21 protein-coding genes are annotated in these 19,689 nt (G+C 61.8%); 10 read left to right on the forward strand and 11 right to left on the reverse strand.

What is annotated here, in order from left to right:
• The first annotated feature begins 52 nt into the window (after nt 1-52).
• Both WMW70_RS19215 and WMW70_RS19220 read left to right on the forward strand, forming a co-directional pair.
• Nucleotides 53-439 carry a c-type cytochrome gene (locus WMW70_RS19215; protein WP_341439062.1) on the forward strand — a complete coding sequence of 129 codons (387 nt, stop codon included), beginning with the start codon at nt 53-55 and terminating at the stop codon, nt 437-439.
• Nucleotides 440-598: 159 nt separating this feature from the next.
• Nucleotides 599-1,843 (forward strand): MFS transporter, encoded by a 1,245-nt coding sequence (locus WMW70_RS19220; protein WP_341439063.1) that lies wholly within the window; start codon nt 599-601, stop codon nt 1,841-1,843.
• Between the two features lie 53 nt (nt 1,844-1,896).
• Here the strand turns inward: WMW70_RS19220 and WMW70_RS19225 are convergent, their stop codons facing one another.
• The 5 genes from WMW70_RS19225 to WMW70_RS19245 form a co-directional block, all read right to left on the reverse strand.
• A complete protein-coding gene (locus WMW70_RS19225) occupies nt 1,897-2,445 on the reverse strand; it encodes a cysteine hydrolase family protein (RefSeq protein WP_341439064.1) in 549 nt (182 codons plus the stop codon).
• 77 nt (nt 2,446-2,522) lie between these two features.
• On the reverse strand, nt 2,523-2,939 hold the full coding sequence (locus WMW70_RS19230; RefSeq protein ID WP_341439065.1) for a GFA family protein: 417 nt from the start codon (nt 2,937-2,939) through the stop codon (nt 2,523-2,525).
• Between the two features lie 66 nt (nt 2,940-3,005).
• Complete coding sequence (locus WMW70_RS19235; protein ID WP_341439066.1) at nt 3,006-3,368, reverse strand: hypothetical protein; 363 nt, start codon at nt 3,366-3,368, stop codon at nt 3,006-3,008.
• Nucleotides 3,369-3,494: 126 nt separating this feature from the next.
• Nucleotides 3,495-3,656 carry a DUF2986 domain-containing protein gene (locus tag WMW70_RS19240; protein ID WP_341439067.1) on the reverse strand — a complete coding sequence of 54 codons (162 nt, stop codon included), beginning with the start codon at nt 3,654-3,656 and terminating at the stop codon, nt 3,495-3,497.
• 105 nt (nt 3,657-3,761) lie between these two features.
• A complete protein-coding gene (locus tag WMW70_RS19245; RefSeq protein WP_341439068.1) occupies nt 3,762-4,517 on the reverse strand; it encodes a hypothetical protein in 756 nt (251 codons plus the stop codon).
• A 397-nt stretch (nt 4,518-4,914) separates the two neighbouring features.
• Here WMW70_RS19245 and WMW70_RS19250 point away from each other — a divergent pair, with 397 nt between their 5' ends.
• Nucleotides 4,915-5,589 carry a hypothetical protein gene (locus WMW70_RS19250; protein WP_341439069.1) on the forward strand — a complete coding sequence of 225 codons (675 nt, stop codon included), beginning with the start codon at nt 4,915-4,917 and terminating at the stop codon, nt 5,587-5,589.
• A 64-nt stretch (nt 5,590-5,653) separates the two neighbouring features.
• On the opposite strand, the gene zwf is transcribed toward WMW70_RS19250, so the two are convergent.
• Nucleotides 5,654-7,141: a glucose-6-phosphate dehydrogenase gene (gene zwf, locus WMW70_RS19255; RefSeq protein ID WP_341439070.1), complete on the reverse strand. Its 1,488-nt coding sequence runs from the start codon at nt 7,139-7,141 to the stop codon at nt 5,654-5,656.
• 110 nt (nt 7,142-7,251) lie between these two features.
• Between zwf and hexR the strand changes: the two genes are divergently transcribed.
• Both hexR and WMW70_RS19265 read left to right on the forward strand, forming a co-directional pair.
• Nucleotides 7,252-8,118: a transcriptional regulator HexR gene (hexR, locus tag WMW70_RS19260; RefSeq protein ID WP_341439091.1), complete on the forward strand. Its 867-nt coding sequence runs from the start codon at nt 7,252-7,254 to the stop codon at nt 8,116-8,118.
• A 244-nt stretch (nt 8,119-8,362) separates the two neighbouring features.
• Nucleotides 8,363-8,587, forward strand: coding sequence for a PA3496 family putative envelope integrity protein (locus tag WMW70_RS19265; protein ID WP_341439071.1), 225 nt, complete (start codon nt 8,363-8,365; stop codon nt 8,585-8,587).
• Here WMW70_RS19265 and WMW70_RS19270 read toward each other — a convergent pair.
• Complete coding sequence (locus WMW70_RS19270; protein ID WP_341439072.1) at nt 8,529-9,491, reverse strand: LysR family transcriptional regulator; 963 nt, start codon at nt 9,489-9,491, stop codon at nt 8,529-8,531. The genes WMW70_RS19265 and WMW70_RS19270 overlap by 59 nt on opposite strands.
• Before the next feature lie 231 nt (nt 9,492-9,722).
• On the opposite strand from WMW70_RS19270, the gene WMW70_RS19275 reads away from it, so the two are divergent.
• The 5 genes from WMW70_RS19275 to glsB all read left to right on the forward strand — a co-directional run bounded on the left by WMW70_RS19275 (nt 9,723) and on the right by glsB (nt 15,835).
• Nucleotides 9,723-11,138, forward strand: a complete 1,416-nt coding sequence (locus WMW70_RS19275; protein WP_341439073.1) for an acetyl-CoA carboxylase biotin carboxylase subunit — start codon at nt 9,723-9,725, stop codon at nt 11,136-11,138.
• A gap of 11 nt (nt 11,139-11,149) precedes the next feature.
• The gene (gene oadA / locus WMW70_RS19280) at nt 11,150-12,973 is read left to right on the forward strand and encodes a sodium-extruding oxaloacetate decarboxylase subunit alpha (RefSeq protein ID WP_341439074.1); all 1,824 of its coding nucleotides are present in this window, start codon (nt 11,150-11,152) and stop codon (nt 12,971-12,973) included.
• A gap of 492 nt (nt 12,974-13,465) precedes the next feature.
• Entirely contained in the window at nt 13,466-14,407 is a 942-nt protein-coding gene (locus WMW70_RS19285; protein WP_341439075.1) for a sodium-dependent bicarbonate transport family permease, read from the forward strand.
• 1 nt (nt 14,408) lies between these two features.
• The gene (locus WMW70_RS19290) at nt 14,409-14,711 is read left to right on the forward strand and encodes a P-II family nitrogen regulator (RefSeq protein ID WP_339463387.1); all 303 of its coding nucleotides are present in this window, start codon (nt 14,409-14,411) and stop codon (nt 14,709-14,711) included.
• A gap of 215 nt (nt 14,712-14,926) precedes the next feature.
• Nucleotides 14,927-15,835 carry a glutaminase B gene (gene glsB, locus WMW70_RS19295; RefSeq protein WP_341439076.1) on the forward strand — a complete coding sequence of 303 codons (909 nt, stop codon included), beginning with the start codon at nt 14,927-14,929 and terminating at the stop codon, nt 15,833-15,835.
• A gap of 230 nt (nt 15,836-16,065) precedes the next feature.
• Here the strand turns inward: glsB and WMW70_RS19300 are convergent, their stop codons facing one another.
• The 4 genes from WMW70_RS19300 to WMW70_RS19315 all read right to left on the reverse strand — a co-directional run.
• Nucleotides 16,066-17,421 (reverse strand): 8-oxoguanine deaminase, encoded by a 1,356-nt coding sequence (locus WMW70_RS19300; protein ID WP_341439077.1) that lies wholly within the window; start codon nt 17,419-17,421, stop codon nt 16,066-16,068.
• Nucleotides 17,422-17,753: 332 nt separating this feature from the next.
• Entirely contained in the window at nt 17,754-18,209 is a 456-nt protein-coding gene (locus tag WMW70_RS19305; RefSeq protein ID WP_341439078.1) for a GNAT family N-acetyltransferase, read from the reverse strand.
• Between the two features lie 90 nt (nt 18,210-18,299).
• The gene (locus WMW70_RS19310) at nt 18,300-19,286 is read right to left on the reverse strand and encodes an asparaginase (RefSeq protein ID WP_341439079.1); all 987 of its coding nucleotides are present in this window, start codon (nt 19,284-19,286) and stop codon (nt 18,300-18,302) included.
• Between the two features lie 78 nt (nt 19,287-19,364).
• The coding region (locus tag WMW70_RS19315; protein WP_341439080.1) for an alanine:cation symporter family protein at nt 19,365-19,689 on the reverse strand (325 nt) is incomplete at its 5' end.

The raw sequence follows: 19,689 nt of genomic DNA on the forward strand, positions 1-19,689 counted from the left end.
AGGCCTACAAAATATACTGTTTTTGCCTAGTCATCAGAGAGGGAATTACAGAATGAAAATACGTCTGTCATCAGCATCAGCGCTGTTCTGCACGGCATTGGCTGCGGCTCCGTTCGTTCAGGCGGCAGAGGACGGGATGGAAGCGGCTGGCCGTCAGTTGTTTACGCACCACTGCACGGCCTGTCACTCGCTGGATACCAGCGAGAACGCCTTCGGCCCCAGCCTGTTCGGTGTGGTCGGTCGCCCGGCGGCTTCCGTGCCGCGGTTTGCCTACTCCAACGCCATGCAGGCCTCGGGGATCACCTGGACCGAAGACAACCTGCGCAAGTGGATTGCCGATAACGAAGCGCTGGTTCCGGGCACCCGCATGCGTCACGTCGCCATCAGTGATCCTGCCGAACAGGATTACCTGATCAGCTTCCTGCGTTCATTGAAATAAGCCAGCAGCCGCTGGATTCCCTCGCTGCGGGGTAACCCGCCTCTCTCGCACGGTGCCTGCCCGCTGGGTCGGTGCCGTCTGCATTCGCCCCGCACCGGGGCTTGTGGCTCCGGCGCGCTTGCGGCTACTGTCGCGGCCTGTTCGCCGCGAGATACCCCGATGTTGCCGCCTGATCGCCGCCCGGCCACTGCCACCCTGATTCTGCTGGCCTCGCTGTATTGCGCCCAGGGCCTGCCCTCCGGGCTGCTGGCCCATGCGCTGCCGGTGCTGCTGCGTCAGCACGGCGTCGACCTGGCGCTGATCGGTCTGCTCAAGCTGCTGGCGCTGCCCTGGTTGCTCAAGGTGTTCTGGGCCCCCTGGGTCGACCGCCTGGCATTGCGGCGGCTGGGTCATCACCGCGGCTGGATACTGCCGCTGCAACTGACGGTGATCGCCATCGTCACGACCCTGGCCCTGTTGACCCCGCAGCTGCTGTTCGACCGCTATTTTCTGCTGCTGATCGGCCTGTTGCTGCTGGTCAACCTGGCCGCCGCCACCCAGGACATCGCCACCGACGGACTCACCGTGCGCCTGCTGCCGGAGCGCTGGCGCGGCCTGGGCAACAGCCTGCAGGTGGGTGGCTACAAGGTCGGCATGCTGGTCAGCGGCAGCGGCCTGCTGCTGGCCATGGACTGGCTCGGCTGGCACCTCAGCCTGGGCCTGGTGGCCGCGCTGCTGGTGCTGATGACCGTGCCGATCTGGCGCTTCGCGGAAAACCGCCAGCTGCCGTTCCAGCCAGCTTTGGCCGAACCCGCCGGGCCCGGCCTGCTGCTGCGGCATTACCGCGGCCTGCTGCTGCAGCCGGGGATGCTGCTGTGGCTGGTGGTATTGCTCAGCTTCAAGCTGGGCGACGCCCTGGGTTCGCCAATGATCAAGCCGATGCTGGTCGACCAGGGTTGGAGCAACGCCGACCTGGGCCAGCTGACCCTGATCAGCAGCCTGGTCGGCATTGCCGGCGCGCTGCTCGGCGGTCTGCTCTATGCGCGTATCGGGGCCCTGCGCGCGCTGCTGCTGTTCGGCCTGCTGCAGGCGGCGGGTATCGCCGCCATGGCCTGGCTGGTCGGGGCCGGCGGGCAGCCAGTTCTGGTATACGCCGTGGCCCTGTTCGAACAGGCCGCCGACGGCATGTCCACCGTGGCCCTGTTCGCCGTGATGATGCGCCAGTGCCGCCCCGAGCATGAAGGGGCCGACTTTACCCTGCAGGCCAGCGTGCAACTGCTGCTGGCCGGCCTGGTGGGAGCCAGCAGCGGCTGGTTGGCCGAACAGCTGGGCTATCAGGCGCTGTTTGTCAGCGCCGGGGTGCTGGGCCTGCTGGCGCTGCCGCTGGTGGGGCTGTACTTCTGGCGGGGTGCAAGGGCAGGGTAGGGTTGAAAAGGCTATGCCCCACTGCTTGTGGGAGAGAGATCAAGCACCATTTGTTAGAGGGCATTTAGCAGTTCAGTGGTTGTAACCACAGTGGCGTACTCTCCATGAAGGTTGGCTAATGCCATCGCATGCACGTCTTCGGCACTGCGCATAACACCGTTGAAGTCGGCCTTTGCGAAGGCAAATGTTGCATCAGCGGCTACATAGGTTTCAAAGCCAAGATTGCCGGCTGTGCGAGCTGTCGCTTCGACAGAGTTATTAGTGCTGACGCCTACGATTGCGATGGCGTCGATGCCTCTGACTCGAAGCCAGCGCTCAAGCCCGGAGTTAATAAATGCGTCCGGGACGTTTTTTTCAACTATATGCTCTGTAGTTAATGGCTGTAGTTCTTCTTGGAACTCAACACCCGGTTGGCCTGGCCAGAATGGAGAGCCGGGTGTTCTTGAAATATGACGCACATGAACAACCGGGGCTTTCGCCTCTCGCCAGGCTTTCAGTATTGTTGCGATGGCTTGCTCTGCTTGCGGGTTGTTGCGAGTACCTGCTGCAGGCTCAAGCATGCCACGCTGCATATCAATGATGATAAGGGCTGGTATATGCATAAGCGAATGAGCTCTAAAGTTAAGTTAAAGGGCGGCTTTAGCCGGTACAGTGAGCGAGGCAAACAGTTTTAAGGTTGTTATGTGTTTGTGCCTTCTGGCACATATCCCTCTGGAAATTGAGGCAAGTTATCCGTAATTTGAAACCAGTTTGCTTTATGTGCAACATAAAAATGAGCATGGGGTTCTGTATTTACATCATTATCTAGCGTACCAACCCTGATACGCACCACGCCAGGCAGTTTTGCAGTTTTACTATAAATCGGAGACCCACAGCTCTTACAAAAGCACCTTTGCTTATCAGGCGATGACTCAAAGGCCCCAAGCAAATCCTTGCCGGAGATAAATCTGAGATTTTCTTCCTGAACTGGCGTATTCGTTACAAACGCACTGCCCTGAGCCTTTCTGCATTGAATGCAGTGGCAAATTTGAATCGGTTCAATTTCTTGGCGTATTTCAAATCGGATACCACCACAAAGACAACTTCCAGTGTGCATAAAATTACTCCAGTTATCGACGGTTCATGACGGTTGGCTTTAGCTAGCCACGATTGGGCTATATGATTAAACGCCATATTCGCTGTAAGCAGGACTTGCGTAGTAAGAAATCCAGCCGAAAAGGTAAGGCAATAGCGCTATAAATAGGAAAGCCAAAAATGTGAGTACGCCTCGCCAGCCTCGCGTGTGAATGAGATACACCAGTAATATGATGGGCCAGAGGAAGAAAATAAAAGCCCCGAACTCATAAGGGCGATGGAAATTGTATTTCTTTGCATCATCCAAGCACCACAATGCAACCATGAGTGCGAAAGACCAAGACATTAAATTCTCGTACTCAGGCGCAGGGTCATAACCCAAATAACCCATGGCTGAGTAATGAATTATCGAGATTGCGACTATGATTGCTATGCCGGTGGAGTTGCGCATAACTTCCTTGTGGTGCCTAATGTTTGGTTAGTTGTAATAACAGGAAGGTTTATTTGTTGATGGTGCGGCTTAAAATAAATCCGTCCACTTCCCGTACTATCTTTATTTACTCCGCCCCTTTATGGCTCAGCTCTCAGCCGAAATGACTGGGTCTTGCGTATGCTCAGCCGCTAGTTTCAATCGGTCAGCTTTACTGATGTATGTAGACTTTTTCTTGGGTGCCAATTTAGCGCTGGCCTTTTTGGCGTGAGCCTTTAGTAGTTGTTTTATCTTTTTACGGCGATTCATATTTACCTGCTTGGTTTGTAAGTTCTTGAACGAGTGCATAGCGTTTGTTCAAGGGGCGGGCTTTAGTCCGTCCCGAGTGAGCGAAGCGAACGACTTGAACCACTTTTAGAGAAATTCCACGGATATTATCTGTCCCCTAGAAATTGGCGCGCCTTCAGAGTCAAAGCAAGTATTGGCGAATGAGCTAAATTCTTCGTTTCTTACAATGCACCAGCAGTATAGGAGGGCGGGGGCAAGCAAGTGCAAGCCTGTGTACTTATTGGATTTAAACTTTACAATGCATTTTTCTAGTTTTGAGGTCACGGTGTCATATATGCAGCGACCAAACTGCTTTCGGTAACCATTGCAAATGTCCTCGATTATTTCAGGGACTTCGAGATAGTCGTGATTGCAGATTTTATCTGAGTTAAAAGCAGCTTCACGTACGAGCATTGCATAAGGGCCGTGGTGAATTTTGTTTTTTGTTTTCAGTCCAAACTGATAGTCTTTAACTCCATTTTCTTGCATTGTTGCTAGATTTGCTTTCTGTTCAGGGGTTTCTAATAGTGAGTTGAGCATTTTCCAGACCCTGTCCAAGACCTGCCCTAGCGGCAAAATACCTTCTGAAAAATTAGAACTCCTGGCCGTTCTTGTGAGATGGAACCAAATAACGTCGTTCAGCTGCAATTTAGGTTGTCCGAATTCACCCTCAAATAGTTCGCGCAGATAGTCGTCACAGTCACTATAAATAGCGTTACTTTCATATGCAGCATCAAGATCAATACCAGACAAGAATTGCTCTGCTGTACTTCGCTCTATGCCGTAGACGTGACAAATACTATTAATTGTTGACTCGTATGTTCCGCAGTCTAGGGTGGCCATGACTTTCTCTAACTATTAATTAGGCGACACCTATGTTGCAGTCGGTCGCGCTGCATGTCGCATAAACTTCCTTGTCATCGACTATGTCCCTGTTCTTTCTAAGCTCGGACGGTGAAAATACGGCTGTGCTTAAGGCGAAACGCGACAGGGAAGACGGCAAGCCCAGGCTGCTGGCGAACTACTGGCAGGCTTGGGGCAACGCTAGTCCATTCGGACTGAGGCTGTCCATTCGCCCCGGTTTCGGGGCTGGCGTTTCTTCCATTCCCATCTGTTGATCCGCTCGGCCCGTCGGTATCAGTGCGGCTCTGTCGGTGCGGGCTGTACCCAATCAAAGATGGCTGCCTTCCGCAGTTATTGGCGCAATCCTCACGGCCTTTATGGAGTGAAGGAGGTGCGTATGGCCAAGCCCGTGAGTCTGAGTGTCGGTCTGCGTTTATTGCTGGCGTCCCAGGGCATGGCTCCGCTGGCGGTAAAGCTGAGCCTGGTGCAGCAGTTGGGGCCGAAGAGGGCCGCACTATTGGCCCCCCACCTGCCGGCCGAGCGGTTGCGCGAGCTGATTCAGGGGTTGCCGGTGCCCTTTGTCGCTAAGGTGGTCACTCACCTCGATCCGCTGCTGGTGCTGGAGACGTACCTCAGCCTGCCCGACACCTTGCATCTGGAGGTGGCGCGTCAGCTCTGTGTTGACGGGGCCTTCGCCACGGCGGCCCGTTATGCCGAGTGCTTGTCACCCAAGCAGATCAAGGTGCTGATTTTTGGTATTCACGATGTCGATCATGTGTTGCAGATCGCCCGGCATATCGTCGATATGCCGCTGATCAGCGAGAGCCTGCGCAGCTTCTCCACCGGTTATCTGTGCAAGCTGACCGAGGCGGCGGCGGCCGACCGCAATCTGCCGGTGGCGGCTCAGGTGCTCGGGGGGCTGTCGTTGGTCAGGCAGGCGGATGTTTGTGCCGGCCTGGAGCCGGCCACCCTGCATAAGCTGTTACCGATGTTGCTGTTGATCAGCGGCGAGGGCCTGCGCGAGCAGTTGCCAGAGGCGGTGTTGCAGTTGTTTGAGGCGCAGTTGAGTTAGGGCGCAGGGCCGGCGGTATTTTCGGTGGGCGCGGTGCGCCCTACCGAATAGTCGAGCCGGAGTGTTATTCCATCCACTGCCGGCCGTGGCGTTCCAGCAGGTTCTGCAGCTGTTCCGGGCCGTTGCTGCCGGCCGGGTAGGGGCGCGGGCTTTGGTGGTGCTGGTGCCAGCCCTTGATGATCGGGTCGATCCAGGCCCAGGCCGCTTCCACTTCGTCGCGGCGCATAAACAGCGTTGAGTCGCCTTCGATCACGTCCAGCAGCAGGCGCTCGTAGGCGTCCCAGCGGCGCTGTTTGTTGAAGGCGTCGGCCAGGTTGAGGTCGAGTTCCACCGGCTGCAGGTGCATGCCCTTGCCCGGGCTCTTGCCCATCAGTTGCAGGCTGATGCGCTCTTCCGGCTGCAGGCGGATCAGCAGGCGATTGGCTTCGCCTTCGCCGAACAGCTGGTGCGGCACCGGCTTGAACTGGATGAGGATTTCCGAGCTCTTGTGCCCCAGGCGCTTGCCAGTGCGCAGGTAGAAGGGCACGCCGGCCCAGCGCCAGTTATCGATCTCGGCCTGCACGGCGACGAAGGTTTCGGTGTCGCTGTCGTTGTCGACGTTCTTTTCGAAGTAGTAGGCCGGGACTTCCTGGCCGCCGATCTTGCCGGCGGTGTACTGGCCGCGCACGGTCTTGTCGCGCACATCCAGGCCGGAGATGGGTTTGAGCGCTTCGAGGATCTTCACCTTCTCGTTGCGCACCGCCTCGGCGTCGAAGCGCACCGGGGCTTCCATGGCCACCAGGCAGAGCAGCTGCAGCAGGTGGTTCTGGATCATGTCGCGCATGGCCCCGGCGTTGTCGTAGTACGCGCCGCGGTTTTCCACACCGAGGGTTTCGCACACGCTGATCTGCACATGGTCGATATGCCCGGCGCGCCAGATCGGCTCGAACAGGGCATTGGCGAAGCGCAGGGCCATCAGGTTCTGCACGGTTTCCTTGCCCAGGTAGTGGTCGATGCGGAACACCCGTGACTCGTCGAATACCGCGCCGATGGCGGCGTTGATCGCCTGGGCCGATTCCAGCGAGTGGCCGATGGGTTTTTCCAGCACGATGCGGGTCTTGGGCCCGGCCAGGTTGGCCACTTTCAGGTGGGTGGCGATGTCCTCGAACAGATCCGGGGCGGTGGCCAGGTAGTAGATGCGCACCCGCTCGGGGTCGCTGCCCAGACGCTTGCCCAGGCGACCGAAATCGGCGCTCTGGCTGGCGTCCATGGCGAAGTAGTCGAGGCGGGCGGCGAAGCTGGCCCAGGTGTCGTTGTCGAAGTCGGCGCGGGCCACCTGGGCGCGGCAATGGCGTTCGGCCAGGGCTTGATAGGCCTCACGGCTGTTGGCGCTGCGGGCCAGGGCGAGGATGCGCGTGTCGTTGTGCAGGCGGCGCGCACGATGCAGGTGGTAGAGCGCCGGCAGCAGTTTATGCAGGGCCAGGTCGCCGGTGCCGCCAAACACCAGCATGTCGCAGGGAATGCTCAAGGTGGGAACTCCGACTCGGTTTATAAGTGCGGGGGCGGTGCCCATGTAGTATAACTACAAGGCCACTACAACCCGTCGTGCGTCGATCATAACCGAGTCAATACTCCCATGAGGCGTGCTTGATGGATTCGCTAGCCAAAATCGAGCCTATTTCTGTGAACCTGTTGCAGCACATTGCCCAGTCGCGTCATCTGTTACGCAAATCCGAACTCAAGGTCGCCGACCACGTGCTGCTCGACCCGGCTTCGGTGATGCACAGCTCCATGGCCGAGCTGGCCCACAGCGTCGGTATCAGCGAGCCGACCATCGTGCGTTTCTGCCGGGCCATCGGCTGCACCGGCTTCCAGGACCTCAAGCTGAAGCTGGCGCAGAGCCTGGCCGCCGGTGCCAGCTTCGGCCAGTTCGCCATCCATGAAGACGACTCGGTGGCCGACTTCAGCCTGAAGATCTTCGACACCACCCTGCACACCCTGATCGAGGTGCGCGAGAAGCTCGACACCCAGGCCCTGCAGCGCGCCATCGCCGCCATCGCCAATGCCCAGCGCGTGGAGTTCTACGGTTTCGGTGCTTCCGGTGCGGTGGCGGCGGACGCCCAACACAAGTTCTTCCGTCTGCTGCTGACGGCAGCGGCCTATTCCGACCCGCATATGCAGGCGATGAGCGCGGTGACCCTGAAGCCCAGCGACGTGGCCATCTGCATCTCCCAGTCCGGACGCTCCAAGGATCTGCTGATCACCGCCAACCTGGTGCGCGAGACCGGCGCGACCCTGATTACCCTGTGCCCGAGTCAGACGCCGCTGGCCGACCTGGCCACGGTCAATCTGGCCATCGACGTGCAGGAAGACACCGAGATCTACACGCCGCTGACCTCGCGTATCGCCCACCTGGTGGTGATCGACGTGCTCGCCATGGGCGTGGCCATGGCCCGCGGCCCGGGCCTGGTCAACCACCTCAAGAGCGTCAAGCGCAGTCTGCGCAGCCTGCGTCTGTCGCCGAAGGCGCATAAGAACGTCGAAGACTGAAGGTCTAGGCGCTGACTTTATAGGGTGACGCGGGGCCGCCTAGGTCATGCGCACCAGCGTCGGCTGCAGATGCTCGGTGCGCACGGCGCACCCTACTCATTGCGGCCTCTGCAAGCGGTGCCCTTTTTCCCCAAGCGGTCCTTGCAGCAAGGTCATTGCTACATAACCTGTTGCGCGGCCATCAAAGCGTCATATCCCTGGCCGATGCTGTGACTCCCGTTATTCAGCTTGGGAGTTGCACCCTATGTCTGCTTACTTGGATAAAGCCCAGAATCACGCCAACATTGAGGCCCGTGCCCGGCGCAAGGTGATTGACCAGCGCCGCATGGAATACCGTCGCGCCATCGAAAGCTATGCCGAGCAGCGGCAATTGCAGCAGCAACTGTCCGATTTCCCCGAACTGATCGCCGCTAATTACCTGACGACTGCTCAGGCCGTGGGGCGGCGAAACGCTCAGCCAGGGCGTTGATCTGGCTGCGCTGATCGCGCACAAAGGCGAAAAACGCCTGGGCCACCGGCGACAGGTATTTGCTCCGCGGGTGTACCAGGCACCAGCTGTGTAGCAGCGGCAGCTCGGCCACCGGCAGTTCGCGCAATACGCCGCAGTCCAGCTCACGGCGTACGGCGTGACGGGGCAGCAGGGCCAGGCCGAGGCCGGCGATCACCCCTTCACACTGGCCTTCCATGGAGCCGACTTCCAGGGTCTGGGCGAAGTGCGCGCGCTTCTGGTGGCAGTAAGCCTCGCAGGCCTGACGCGTGCCGGAGCCGGCCTCGCGGACCAGCAATGGCCAGGGGCTGAGGTCGTGCAGGGTCAGCGCGCCCTGGCTGCACAGCGGATGATCGGCCGGGGCCACGGCGATGATCGGGTTGTTGAGAAAGGGCAGAAACTCCAGATTCAGATCGGTCGGCACCTGAGACATGATCAGCAGGTCGTCGCGGTTGGCGCTTAGGCGCCGGAGTGCCTGGGTGTGATTGGTGACCACCATCTGCAGGCTGACTTCGGGGTATTGGCGGCGAAAAGCGGCGAACAGGTGGGGAACGAAGTATTTTGCGCTGGACTCCACCGCCAGGCTCAGTTGCCCCTGCAGCGAGCCGCGCAGGTCGCCCAACTGCATATCGAGACTCTCCAGGCGACCGAAAATATCCGCGCTGGCCCGCTGCAAGGCTTCGGCGGCGTCGGTCAGGTAGAGCTTCTTGCCGACATAGTCGAACAGCGGCTGGCCGAGCAATTCTTCCAGCTGGCGAATCTGCAGGCTGACCGCCGGCTGGGTCAGGGCCATTTCCTCGGCCGCGCGGCTGTAGGAGCGCTGGGCGCACACCGCGCGGAATACCTGCAGTTGACGAAAGGTCATACGCAACAGTGACTTACGCATTGTTCTGGGCTCGCGAATGGCTGCGCTCTGGGCGAGGCAGGGGCTGCGGAGGTGCGGCTGAAAGCCGTGCTGGGCTGACTATAAGTCTTTACTAATGTGTAACCCAATAAATACTGATTTTTGTTAATCGCTGGCGGGGCGTAGCTTAATTGCATGACCGCAAACTGTGCTGCGGTCATCCGTCGACCGCTTTCCGCGGTCGTCTGCTGACGCGATCGAGGACCCAGGCCCGTGATCAAGAAAATCCTCATAGCCAACCGCGGCGAGATTGCCGTGCGTATCGTGCGCGCCTGCGCCGAGATGGGCATCCGCTCGGTGGCCATCTATTCCGATGCCGATCGCCATGCCCTGCACGTCAAGCGCGCCGACGAGGCCCACGGCATCGGTGCCGATCCCCTGGCCGGTTATCTGAACCCGCGCAAGCTGGTCAATCTGGCGGTGGAAACTGGTTGCGACGCCCTGCACCCGGGCTATGGTTTTCTCTCTGAAAACGCCGAACTGGCAGAGATCTGCGCCGAACGTGGGATCAAGTTTATCGGTCCATCGGCGGAAGTGATTCGCCGCATGGGCGACAAGACCGAGGCGCGGCGCAGCATGATCAAGGCCGGCGTGCCGGTCACCCCGGGCACCGAGGGCAATGTCAGCGACCTGGCCGATGCTCTGCGCGAAGGCGAGCGCATCGGCTACCCGGTGATGCTCAAGGCCACCAGCGGTGGCGGCGGCCGCGGCATCCGCCGTTGCAACTCGCGCGAGGAACTGGAGCAGGCCTACCCGCGGGTGATCTCAGAGGCGACCAAGGCCTTCGGCAGCGCGGAAGTCTTTCTGGAAAAGTGCATCGTCAATCCCAAGCACATCGAGGCGCAGATTCTCGCCGACAGCTTCGGCAATACCGTGCACCTGTTCGAGCGTGACTGCTCGATCCAGCGGCGCAACCAGAAGCTGATCGAAATCGCCCCCAGCCCCCAGCTGACCCCCGAACAGCGCGCCTATATCGGCGACCTGGCGGTGCGCGCGGCGCAGGCGGTGGGCTACGAGAACGCCGGCACCGTGGAGTTCCTCCTGGCCGAGGGCGAGGTGTACTTCATGGAGATGAACACCCGGGTGCAGGTCGAACACACCATCACCGAGGAAATCACCGGCATCGATATCGTCCGCGAGCAGATCCGTATCGCCGCCGGCCTGCCGTTGTCGATCCAGCAGGCTGATATCCAGCACCGCGGCTTCGCCCTGCAGTTCCGCATCAACGCCGAGGACCCGAAGAACAACTTCCTCCCCAGCTTCGGCAAGATCACCCGCTACTACGCCCCCGGCGGCCCGGGCGTGCGCACCGACACGGCGATCTACACCGGCTACACCATCCCGCCTTATTACGACTCGCTGTGCCTGAAGCTGGTGGTCTGGGCGCTGACCTGGGAAGAGGCGCTGGACCGCGGTCTGCGTGCCCTCGACGACATGCGCCTGCAGGGGGTGAAGACCACCGCGGCCTATTACCAGGAAATTCTGCGTAACCCCGAATTTCGCAGCGGTCAGTTCAATACCAGCTTTGTCGAAAGCCACCCCGAACTGACCCAGTACTCGGTCAAGCGCAAACCCGAAGAGCTGGCCCTGGCCATCGCCGCTGCCATTGCCGCCCACGCCGGCCTGTGAGGAATCGACCCATGAGCAAGACTGTGCAAGCCAAACGAATCGCTGTCACCGACACCATCCTGCGTGACGCCCACCAGTCGATCATCGCCACGCGCATGCGCCTGGATGACATGCTGCCGATCTGCGGCAAGCTCGATCAGGTCGGTTATTGGTCGCTGGAAGTCTGGGGCGGGGCGACCTTCGACGCCTGTATCCGCTTCCTCAAGGAAGACCCCTGGGAGCGCCTGCGTCAGCTCAAGGCCGCGCTGCCCAATACCCGCCTGCAGATGCTGCTGCGCGGGCAGAACCTGCTCGGCTATCGCCACTACAGCGACGACGTGGTGCGCGCTTTCGTGGCCAAGGCGGCGGTCAACGGCATCGACGTGTTCCGCATCTTCGACGCGATGAACGATGTGCGAAACCTGCGTGTGTCGATCGAGGCGGTGAAGGCCGCCGGCAAGCATGCTCAGGGCACCCTGGCCTACACCACCAGCCCGGTGCATACGGTTGCGGCGTTCGTCGAGCAGGCCAAGGCCATGCAGGCCATGGGCATCGACTCGGTGGCGGTCAAGGACATGGCCGGGCTGCTCACCCCCTACGCCACTTTCGAGCTGGTCACGGCGCTCAAGGCCGAGGTCGATCTGCCGGTGTTTATCCACAGCCACGACACCGCCGGCATGGGCGCGATGTGTCAGCTCAAGGGCATCGAAGCCGGTGCCGAGCATATCGACACGGCCATCTCCAGCTTTGCCTGGGGCACCAGCCACCCAGGTACCGAGTCTATGGTCGCGGCGCTCAAGGGCAGCGAGTACGACACCGGTCTGGACCTGGCGCTGATTCAGGAGATCGGCCTCTATTTCTATGCCGTGCGCAAGAAGTACCACCAGTTCGAAAGCGAGTTCACCGCGGTGGACACCCGCGTGCAGGTCAACCAGGTGCCGGGTGGGATGATGTCCAACCTGGCCAACCAGCTGAAAGAGCAGGGCGCGCTGCACCGCATCAACGAGGTGTTCGCCGAGATCCCGCGGGTGCGTGAGGACCTTGGCTTCCCGCCACTGGTGACGCCGACCTCGCAGATCGTCGGCACCCAGGCGGTGTTCAACGTGCTTGCCGGCGAGCGCTACAAGACCATCACCAACGAGGTGAAGCTCTATCTGCAGGGCCGTTACGGTCTGGCTCCGGGCAAGATCGACGAGCAGTTGCGCAAGCAGGCAATTGGCAGCGAAGACGTGATCGAGGTGCGCCCGGCCGACCTGATCGCGCCGGAGATGGCCAAGCTGCGCGGCGAAATCGGCAGCCTGGCGAAATCCGAAGAGGACGTGCTGACCTACGCCATGTTCCCCGATATCGGGCGCAAGTTCCTCGAAGAGCGTGCCGCCGGCAGCCTGAGCGCCGAAGCCCTGCTGCCGATTCCCGAAGCCGGCGGTGTGACCGCGGCGGGTGGTGGTGGCGTACCGACCGAGTTCGTCATCGATGTGCACGGCGAAAGCTACCGGGTGGATATCACCGGCGTCGGGGTGAAAACCGACGGCAAGCGCCACTTCTACCTGTCCATCGACGGCATGCCGGAAGAGGTCGTGTTCGAGCCGCTCAACGACTTCGTCGCGGGCTCAGGCCGCAAGCGCCAGCAGGCCAGTGGCCCGGGCGATGTCAGCACCAGCATGCCGGGCAATATCGTCGAGGTGCTGGTCAAGGTCGGCGACTCGGTCAAGGCCGGCCAGGCGGTGCTGATCAGCGAAGCGATGAAGATGGAAACCGAAGTGCAGGCCCCGATTGCCGGTACCGTGAAAGCGGTGCATGTGGCCAAGGGCGACCGGGTCAATCCGGGCGATGTACTGATCGAAATCGAAGGTTAACCTCGAAGCCCCGGGCTGGTTGAACAGGCATTTAAGCAGATTGCCGGGGCTTCTTTTTTATTCAAGGGCGGCGCGTATGGGCGCGCTGTAACAGGGTTAGGTCCCTTGGGCAGGAAGGGCCTTAGGGTTTTTCGCCGATTAGCGAAACTTGCGCGGATAGAACCCTCTCCCCACTGGGGAGAGGGCAGGGTGAGGGGCTGCGGATGCCGACAGAAATGCGTTGTTCAGCCTCGTCCCCTCACCCCAACCCTCTCCCCAAGGGGGCGAGGGGGTGGACGGTGTATGGCGGTAGAGGGTGTCCGGGCTTAACGGCGCTTTGGTCTTTTTCCGGTTATGCCCCGCTGTGTCCGGTTCGTCTGCGTCCCCGTCGACGGGCCGGGTACTACGGTGCGGGTATCAGCACAGCTTGCGCTGGGGCATAACCTTTTATGCGGGCGGGCCATGTGACGCGGCAAGCGTCTATGGTCAGGTAAATAACGGGAGGGTTGTGCAGTGGGTCTGGATCCGGTGGTGCTGTTTTTCGTCTTCGGCCTCACAGCTGGCCTGCTGAAAAGCGAGCTGAAGCTGCCGCCGGCGCTGTACGAGACGCTGTCGATCATTCTGCTGCTGGCCATCGGTCTGCACGGCGGGGTGGAACTGGCCGAGCAAGCCAGCTGGCAGTTGCTCGGCCAGGCGGGGTTGGTACTGGGGTTGGGCGTGGCCTTGCCGCTGCTGGCCTTTGCCGTGCTGCGCGGGTTGCGCTTCGACCGGGTCAATGCGGCGGCGGTGGCGGCCCACTATGGCTCGGTCAGCGCCGGTACCTTCGCCGTGGTGGTGGCCTATATGCTGGCCAAGGGCATCGAGTTCGAAAGCTATATGCCGCTGTTTGTCGCCATCCTCGAAATCCCGGCGATCCTGGTCGGCATCCTGCTGGCCAAAGGCATTGCCCGCGACACCGACTGGGGCGAGCTGGGCCGGGAGATCTTCCTCGGCAAGAGCATCATGCTGCTGCTCGGCGGCCTGATCATCGGCGCGATTGCCGGCAAGGAGGGCATCAAGCCGCTGGAGCCGCTGTACACCAGTATGTTCAAGCCGGTGCTGGCGTTCTTTCTGCTGGAGATGGGCCTGATCGCCTCCGGCCAGCTGGGCGCGCTGAAACAGTTCGGCCTGCGCCTGCTCGGCTTCGCCCTGCTGATGCCGCTGCTCGGGGCGCTGGTCGGCGCACTGTTGGCGCGCATGATGGGGCTGAGCCTGGGCGGCACGGCGATGCTCGCCACCCTGGCCGCATCGGCATCCTATATCGCCGTGCCGGCGGCCATGCGCCTGGCATTGCCGGAGGCCAACCCGTCGCTGTCGCTGACCGCCTCGCTGGGGATTACCTTTCCCTTCAATATCCTGATCGGCATCCCGCTGTACCTGGCGCTGGCCGAACGACTGATCGCCTGGGGGCTCTGAGATGAACGCACACACCCGCACCCTGCTGACCGTGATCTGCGAAGCGGCCCTGGAGAAGAAACTGCTGGCCGACCTGGAGACCCTGGGCGCACCCGGCTGGACCCTCTCCGACGCCCGTGGCCGCGGTGGTCGTGGCGTACGCAGTGCCGGTTGGGAGGCCGAAGGCAATATCCGCGTGGAAATCATCTGCGCCCGGGACGTCGCCGAACGCATCGCCACCCACCTGCAGGACAGGTACTACGCCAACTTCGCCATGGTCTGCTATCTGGCCCAGGTGGAAGTGCTGCGCGCGGAGAAGTTCTAGCAAGCGCGCTCCCGTGCGCCGGGGCTGTGTAGGGTGGATGACGCCTTGCTCATCCACCATCGCGGTCTGGTGGATGGATAAAGCGTCATCCACCCTACGGGTCGTAGACAGAGAATCCAGCTTTCGGGACGCCATTGCAGTGTGATCCGTTGCGCCGCGTGGGCGTCTATCAGCCATCGTCCGGGGTGGCCCCGGGCCCTGCTGCGAGCCCGAGCATGCAAGCGCTGTTGAATGAGATTCTCGATGAAGTTCGCCCACTGATCGGCCAGGGCAAGGTGGCCGATTACATCCCGGCTCTGGCCGATGTGCCGGCCAACCAGCTGGGCATTGCGGTGTACAGCAATGACGGCGAGCTGTTCTGCGCCGGCGATGCCGAAACGGCGTTTTCCGTGCAGAGCATTTCCAAGGTGTTCAGCCTGGTGCAGGCTATCGAGCATTCCGGTGAGACGATCTGGCAGCGCCTGGGCCATGAGCCGTCCGGGCAGCCGTTCAATTCCCTGGTGCAGCTGGAGTTCGAACGTGGCCGGCCGCGCAATCCCTTTATCAATGCCGGGGCCCTGGTGATCTGCGATATCAACCAGTCGCGCTTCGCCGCGCCGGTGCCGTCGCTGCGCGATTTCGTCCGCCGCCTGGCCGGCAATCCGCTGGTGGCGGTGGACAACCGGGTGGCCGACTCGGAATACCAGCACCGTTCGCGCAATGCGGCGGCGGCTTACCTGATGCAGTCCTTCGGCAATTTCCATAACGATGTGGAGACGGTGCTGCGCAGCTATTTCAGCTACTGCGCGCTGCGCATGAACTGCGTCGACCTGGCGCGGGCCTTCGGTTTCCTGGCCAACCAGGGCTTCTGCAAGCACAGCGGTGTGCAGATCCTCACGCCGCGCCAGACCAAGCAGGTCAACGCGATCATGGCCACCAGCGGTCTGTACGACGAAGCCGGCAACTTCGCCTACCGGGTCGGCCTGCCGGGCAAGAGCGGCGTTGGCGGCGGCATCGTCGCGGTGGTGCCGGGGCGTTTCAGCGTCTGCGTGTGGTCGCCGGAACTGAATGCTGCCGGCAACTCCCTGGCCGGGATCAAGGCCCTGGAGTTGCTTAGCGAGCGGATCGGCTGGTCGGTGTTCTAGCGCGCCACGATCTGCTGCGCGTCGGTGATACTGCGTTAAAAACAGCCTGGAGCGCCAGCCCGGTCGGAAGCCGCTTGCGGCTAACGCGCTTTAGCGCGACCCGAAGGGCGAGTGAAACGAGTCATGCTCATTTATAACCCGTGGATTAGCTGGCCGGTGTTCTGATGAGCGCCGTAGGAGCGGGCCATGCCCGCGAAACGCGATCGCGGGCATGTACGAGGTGTGGTGCATCACCCGGCAATCAGCTCCTTCGCCGCCTGGCGGTGGTCGGCAATCAGCTGGGCTACATCCAGGCCTTCGATCTGCCCGTCGATCACTCGCCACTGGCCGCCGATCATCATTCGGTCGGCCTTGTCGGCTCCGCACAGCAGCAGCGCGGAAAGCGGGTCGTGGCTGCCGGAGAAGCGCAGCTCATCCAGTTTGAACAAGGCCAGGTCGGCCTGTTTGCCCACCGCCAGTTCGCCGATATCGCTGCGCCCCAGCAGCTTGGCCGAACCCTTGCTGGCCCAGCCCAGCACCAGCTGCGGGGTGATCTTCTCCGCACCGTAGCGCAGGCGCTGGATATACAGGGCCTGGCGCGCTTCGAGGATCATATTGGAGGCATCGTTGGACGCCGAGCCATCCACGCCTAGGCCGATGGGCGCGCCGGCGGCTTCCAGATCAAGGGTCGGGCAGATGCCCGAGGCCAGGCGCATATTCGAGCTGGGGCAGTGGCAGATGCCGGTGCCGGCCGCGCCCAGGCGGGTGATTTCCTCCGGGTTGAAGTGGATGCCGTGGGCCAGCCAGGTGCGCGGGCCGAGCCAGCCGACGCTGTCCAGATAATCCACGGTGCGCAGGCCGAAGCGCTGCAGGCAGAAGTCCTCCTCGTCGAGGGTCTCGGCCAGGTGGGTGTGCAGGCGCACGTCCAGCTCCTCGGCCAGCTCGGCGCTCTGGCGCATGATGTCCTGGGTCACCGAGAACGGCGAGCAGGGCGCGAGGGCGATCTGGATCTGCGCGCCGTCGCCGCGCTGGTGATAGCTCTGAATCAGCCGCTGGCTGTCGGCCAGGATCACCTCGCCCTGCTGCACCGTCTGCTGCGGTGGCAGGCCACCATCGGCCTGGCCCAGGCTCATGGAGCCGCGGGTGAGCATGGCGCGCATGCCCAGTTCGCGCACCGCCTCGACCTGCACGTCGATGGCGTTTTCCAGGCCGCCGGGGAACAAATAATGATGGTCCGCCGCGGTGCTGCAGCCGGACAGCAGCAGTTCGGCCAGGGCCACCTTGCTGGCCAGGGCGAGCTTCTCGGGGGTCAGGCGTGCCCATACCGGATAGAGGGTCTGCAGCCAGGGAAACAGTGGCTGGTTGACCACCGGAGCCCAGGCGCGGGTGAGGGTCTGGTAGAAGTGGTGGTGGGTGTTGATCAGCCCCGGCAGCACCACGTGCTCGCGGGCATCGAAGCTCTGGTCGCAGGGCAGGGCCGGTTGTTGACCGGCCTTGAGCAGTTCGCTGATCGCGCCATCTTCGATGACCAGGCCGCCAGCGGCGTCGAGGTTGTTGGCGGTGAAGATGGCGAGGGGGTTCTTGATCCAGATACGGGTAGCTGCCATGAGCAGGCTCCTCTGAGGGTGAGTTCAGGTTAGCCAGCTCAGTGTTGACCCTGTCTGCTGATCCAGGTGCGCGTCGGCGCAAGTGGCCGGGCGTGGCGCAGAAGATAGCCGCGCGGGGTGCTGGCGGCAAGAGCCTTAGGCCATTTTTCTGACCATCTGGTCAGTATGGCGGGCGGCTGAAAATAGGCGATGTACTCATTGCGTACTGCATGGGGTGCTTGGCAAGAGTGAACTGCTTGCGCGGCTGCAATGGCTCCGCGTCACCCTACGAAGCCCGGCCACCTCAGACTTAAGCGCCGACGTCTGAGCGCAACACAGTCTGGGACATGGCCTTAAAACACCTTGCGGTACTGCACAAACCCGGAGCGCTCGGCGATGCGTTCGTACAGCAGCATGGCGCGGCTGTTGCTCTCGTGGGTCAGCCAGTAGGTGCGCGAACAGCCATGGGCCTGGGCTTCGCGATAGACATGCTCGATCAGCTGGCGGCCGGCACCGCTGCTGCGTAGATCCTTGGCGATAAACAGGTCCTGCAGGTAGCAGTAGTCACCGATGGTCCAGGTCGAGCGGTGGTAGACCCAGTGCACCAGGCCGATTGCCTGGCCTTCGTGCCAGGCCAGGGCGGCGTGCATCGGTTCGGCCGGGTCGAGAAAGCGCTGCCAGGTCATGTCAATGGTGGCCGCGGCGATCTCGGTCATATAGAAGCGCTGATAGCCCTGCCACAGGGGCAGCCAGGCGGGGTGATCGGCGGCGCTGATCGGGCGGATCTCGACGGGTATACGTAAGGACATGAGACTAACCTCCTTGGCGGGCCTGCGCGCAGGCCGCCGGGTCTGACTGACCATCCTGGAACGCTTGGCCCCAGGCTGCAAGAGGGGCGTTTATTGCGCCCGCTCGCCGCACAGATCCAGGCCGAACCAGTGTTCCACTTCGGCCTGCGCAAGGCCCGCGCCGAGCAGGGCGAAGAGTTTGCCCAGGGCGGCTTCGCGGGTCATGCCACCGGCGGAAACCAGCCCAGTGGCGGCCAGCTGGCTGCCAGCAGCATAGACGCCAAATTCGACATGGCCATGGGGGCACTGGCTGATGGCGGCCAGCACCACGCCGCGCTCATGCGCAGCCTTGAGTACGTCGAGCAGCTCGGCATCGTCCGCCGGGCCGGTGCCGCTGCCGTAGCACTCCAGCAGCAGGCCCTGCACGCCGCTGTCCAGCAGAGCGCGCAGATGGCTGGCCTGGACGCCCGGGTAAAACGGCAGCACCGCCAGATTGACTGGCTGACGCGGCTGGCGATAGTCGATGCTGGCCGGGATGCTCTCGGCCCGCGGGCTCTGGCGCTGGCGCGGCAGTACGCTGAAGGCGTCGAAGGCATCGCTGCGCAGTTTGCTGACCCGCGCACCATGCATCAGTGTGCCGTTGAAATACAGCTGTACGCCTGGGGCGACGCCAGCCTGCAGCGCGGCCATGGCTCCGAACAGATTGCCCCAGGCATCGCTGCCCTCGGCACCGGCGGGCAGCATGGAGCCGCTGAGGATCACCGGGGCGGGCAGGCCGAGCAGCAGAAAGCTCAGGGCCGCGGCGCTGTAGGCCAGGGTGTCGGTACCGTGCAGCAGCAGCACGCCGTCGCAGCCGTCCTGTTCGACGCCTGCGCGAATTGCCGCGACCATGGCCAGCCAGTTGTGCTGGTTCATATTGGCGCTGTCGATGGGCGGCAGCAGCTCGCGGAAGATCCACTCAGGCAGTGGCTGGGCTTCGCGCACCTGCTGGGCGCGCAGGCGTGCTTCGAAACCGGACGCCGGGGCCAGGCCCTCGGCGCTCATCTGCATGCCGATGGTGCCGCCGGTATAGAGCACCAGGAGTTTTTTACAACCCATAGGGGTTCTCCGTCTTTTCATTGTTCTTATAAGCAAACAGGGGGCTAAGCCCCCTGTTTGTCAGATCAAGTTGGCGACTTAGCGCTGATGCACCGTGTTGCCGATTTCCGCATGGTTGCTGGTCACCGGCTTGGTAGCTGGTGCTGGATTCGACCAGACGCCTGGGTCCAGGTCCAGGTCGGCGAAGTTCTTCGCGTCCAGTACCGGCGACTCCACGCCAGCCTTGATCTGGCTGTCGTAGTCGCGCATCAGACGCAGGCCGACCTTGAACAGCAGTACCAGGGCGATCAGGTTGCAGATGGCCAGCAGACCCATGGTCACGTCGGCGAAGGCGAACACCGTGCCCAGATCCTGCACCGAACCCCAGAGTACCAGAGCCACTACCAGCACACGGTAGACCATC

Source organism: Pseudomonas sp. XK-1 (genome assembly GCF_038069885.1).
GTDB lineage: Bacteria > Pseudomonadota > Gammaproteobacteria > Pseudomonadales > Pseudomonadaceae > Aquipseudomonas.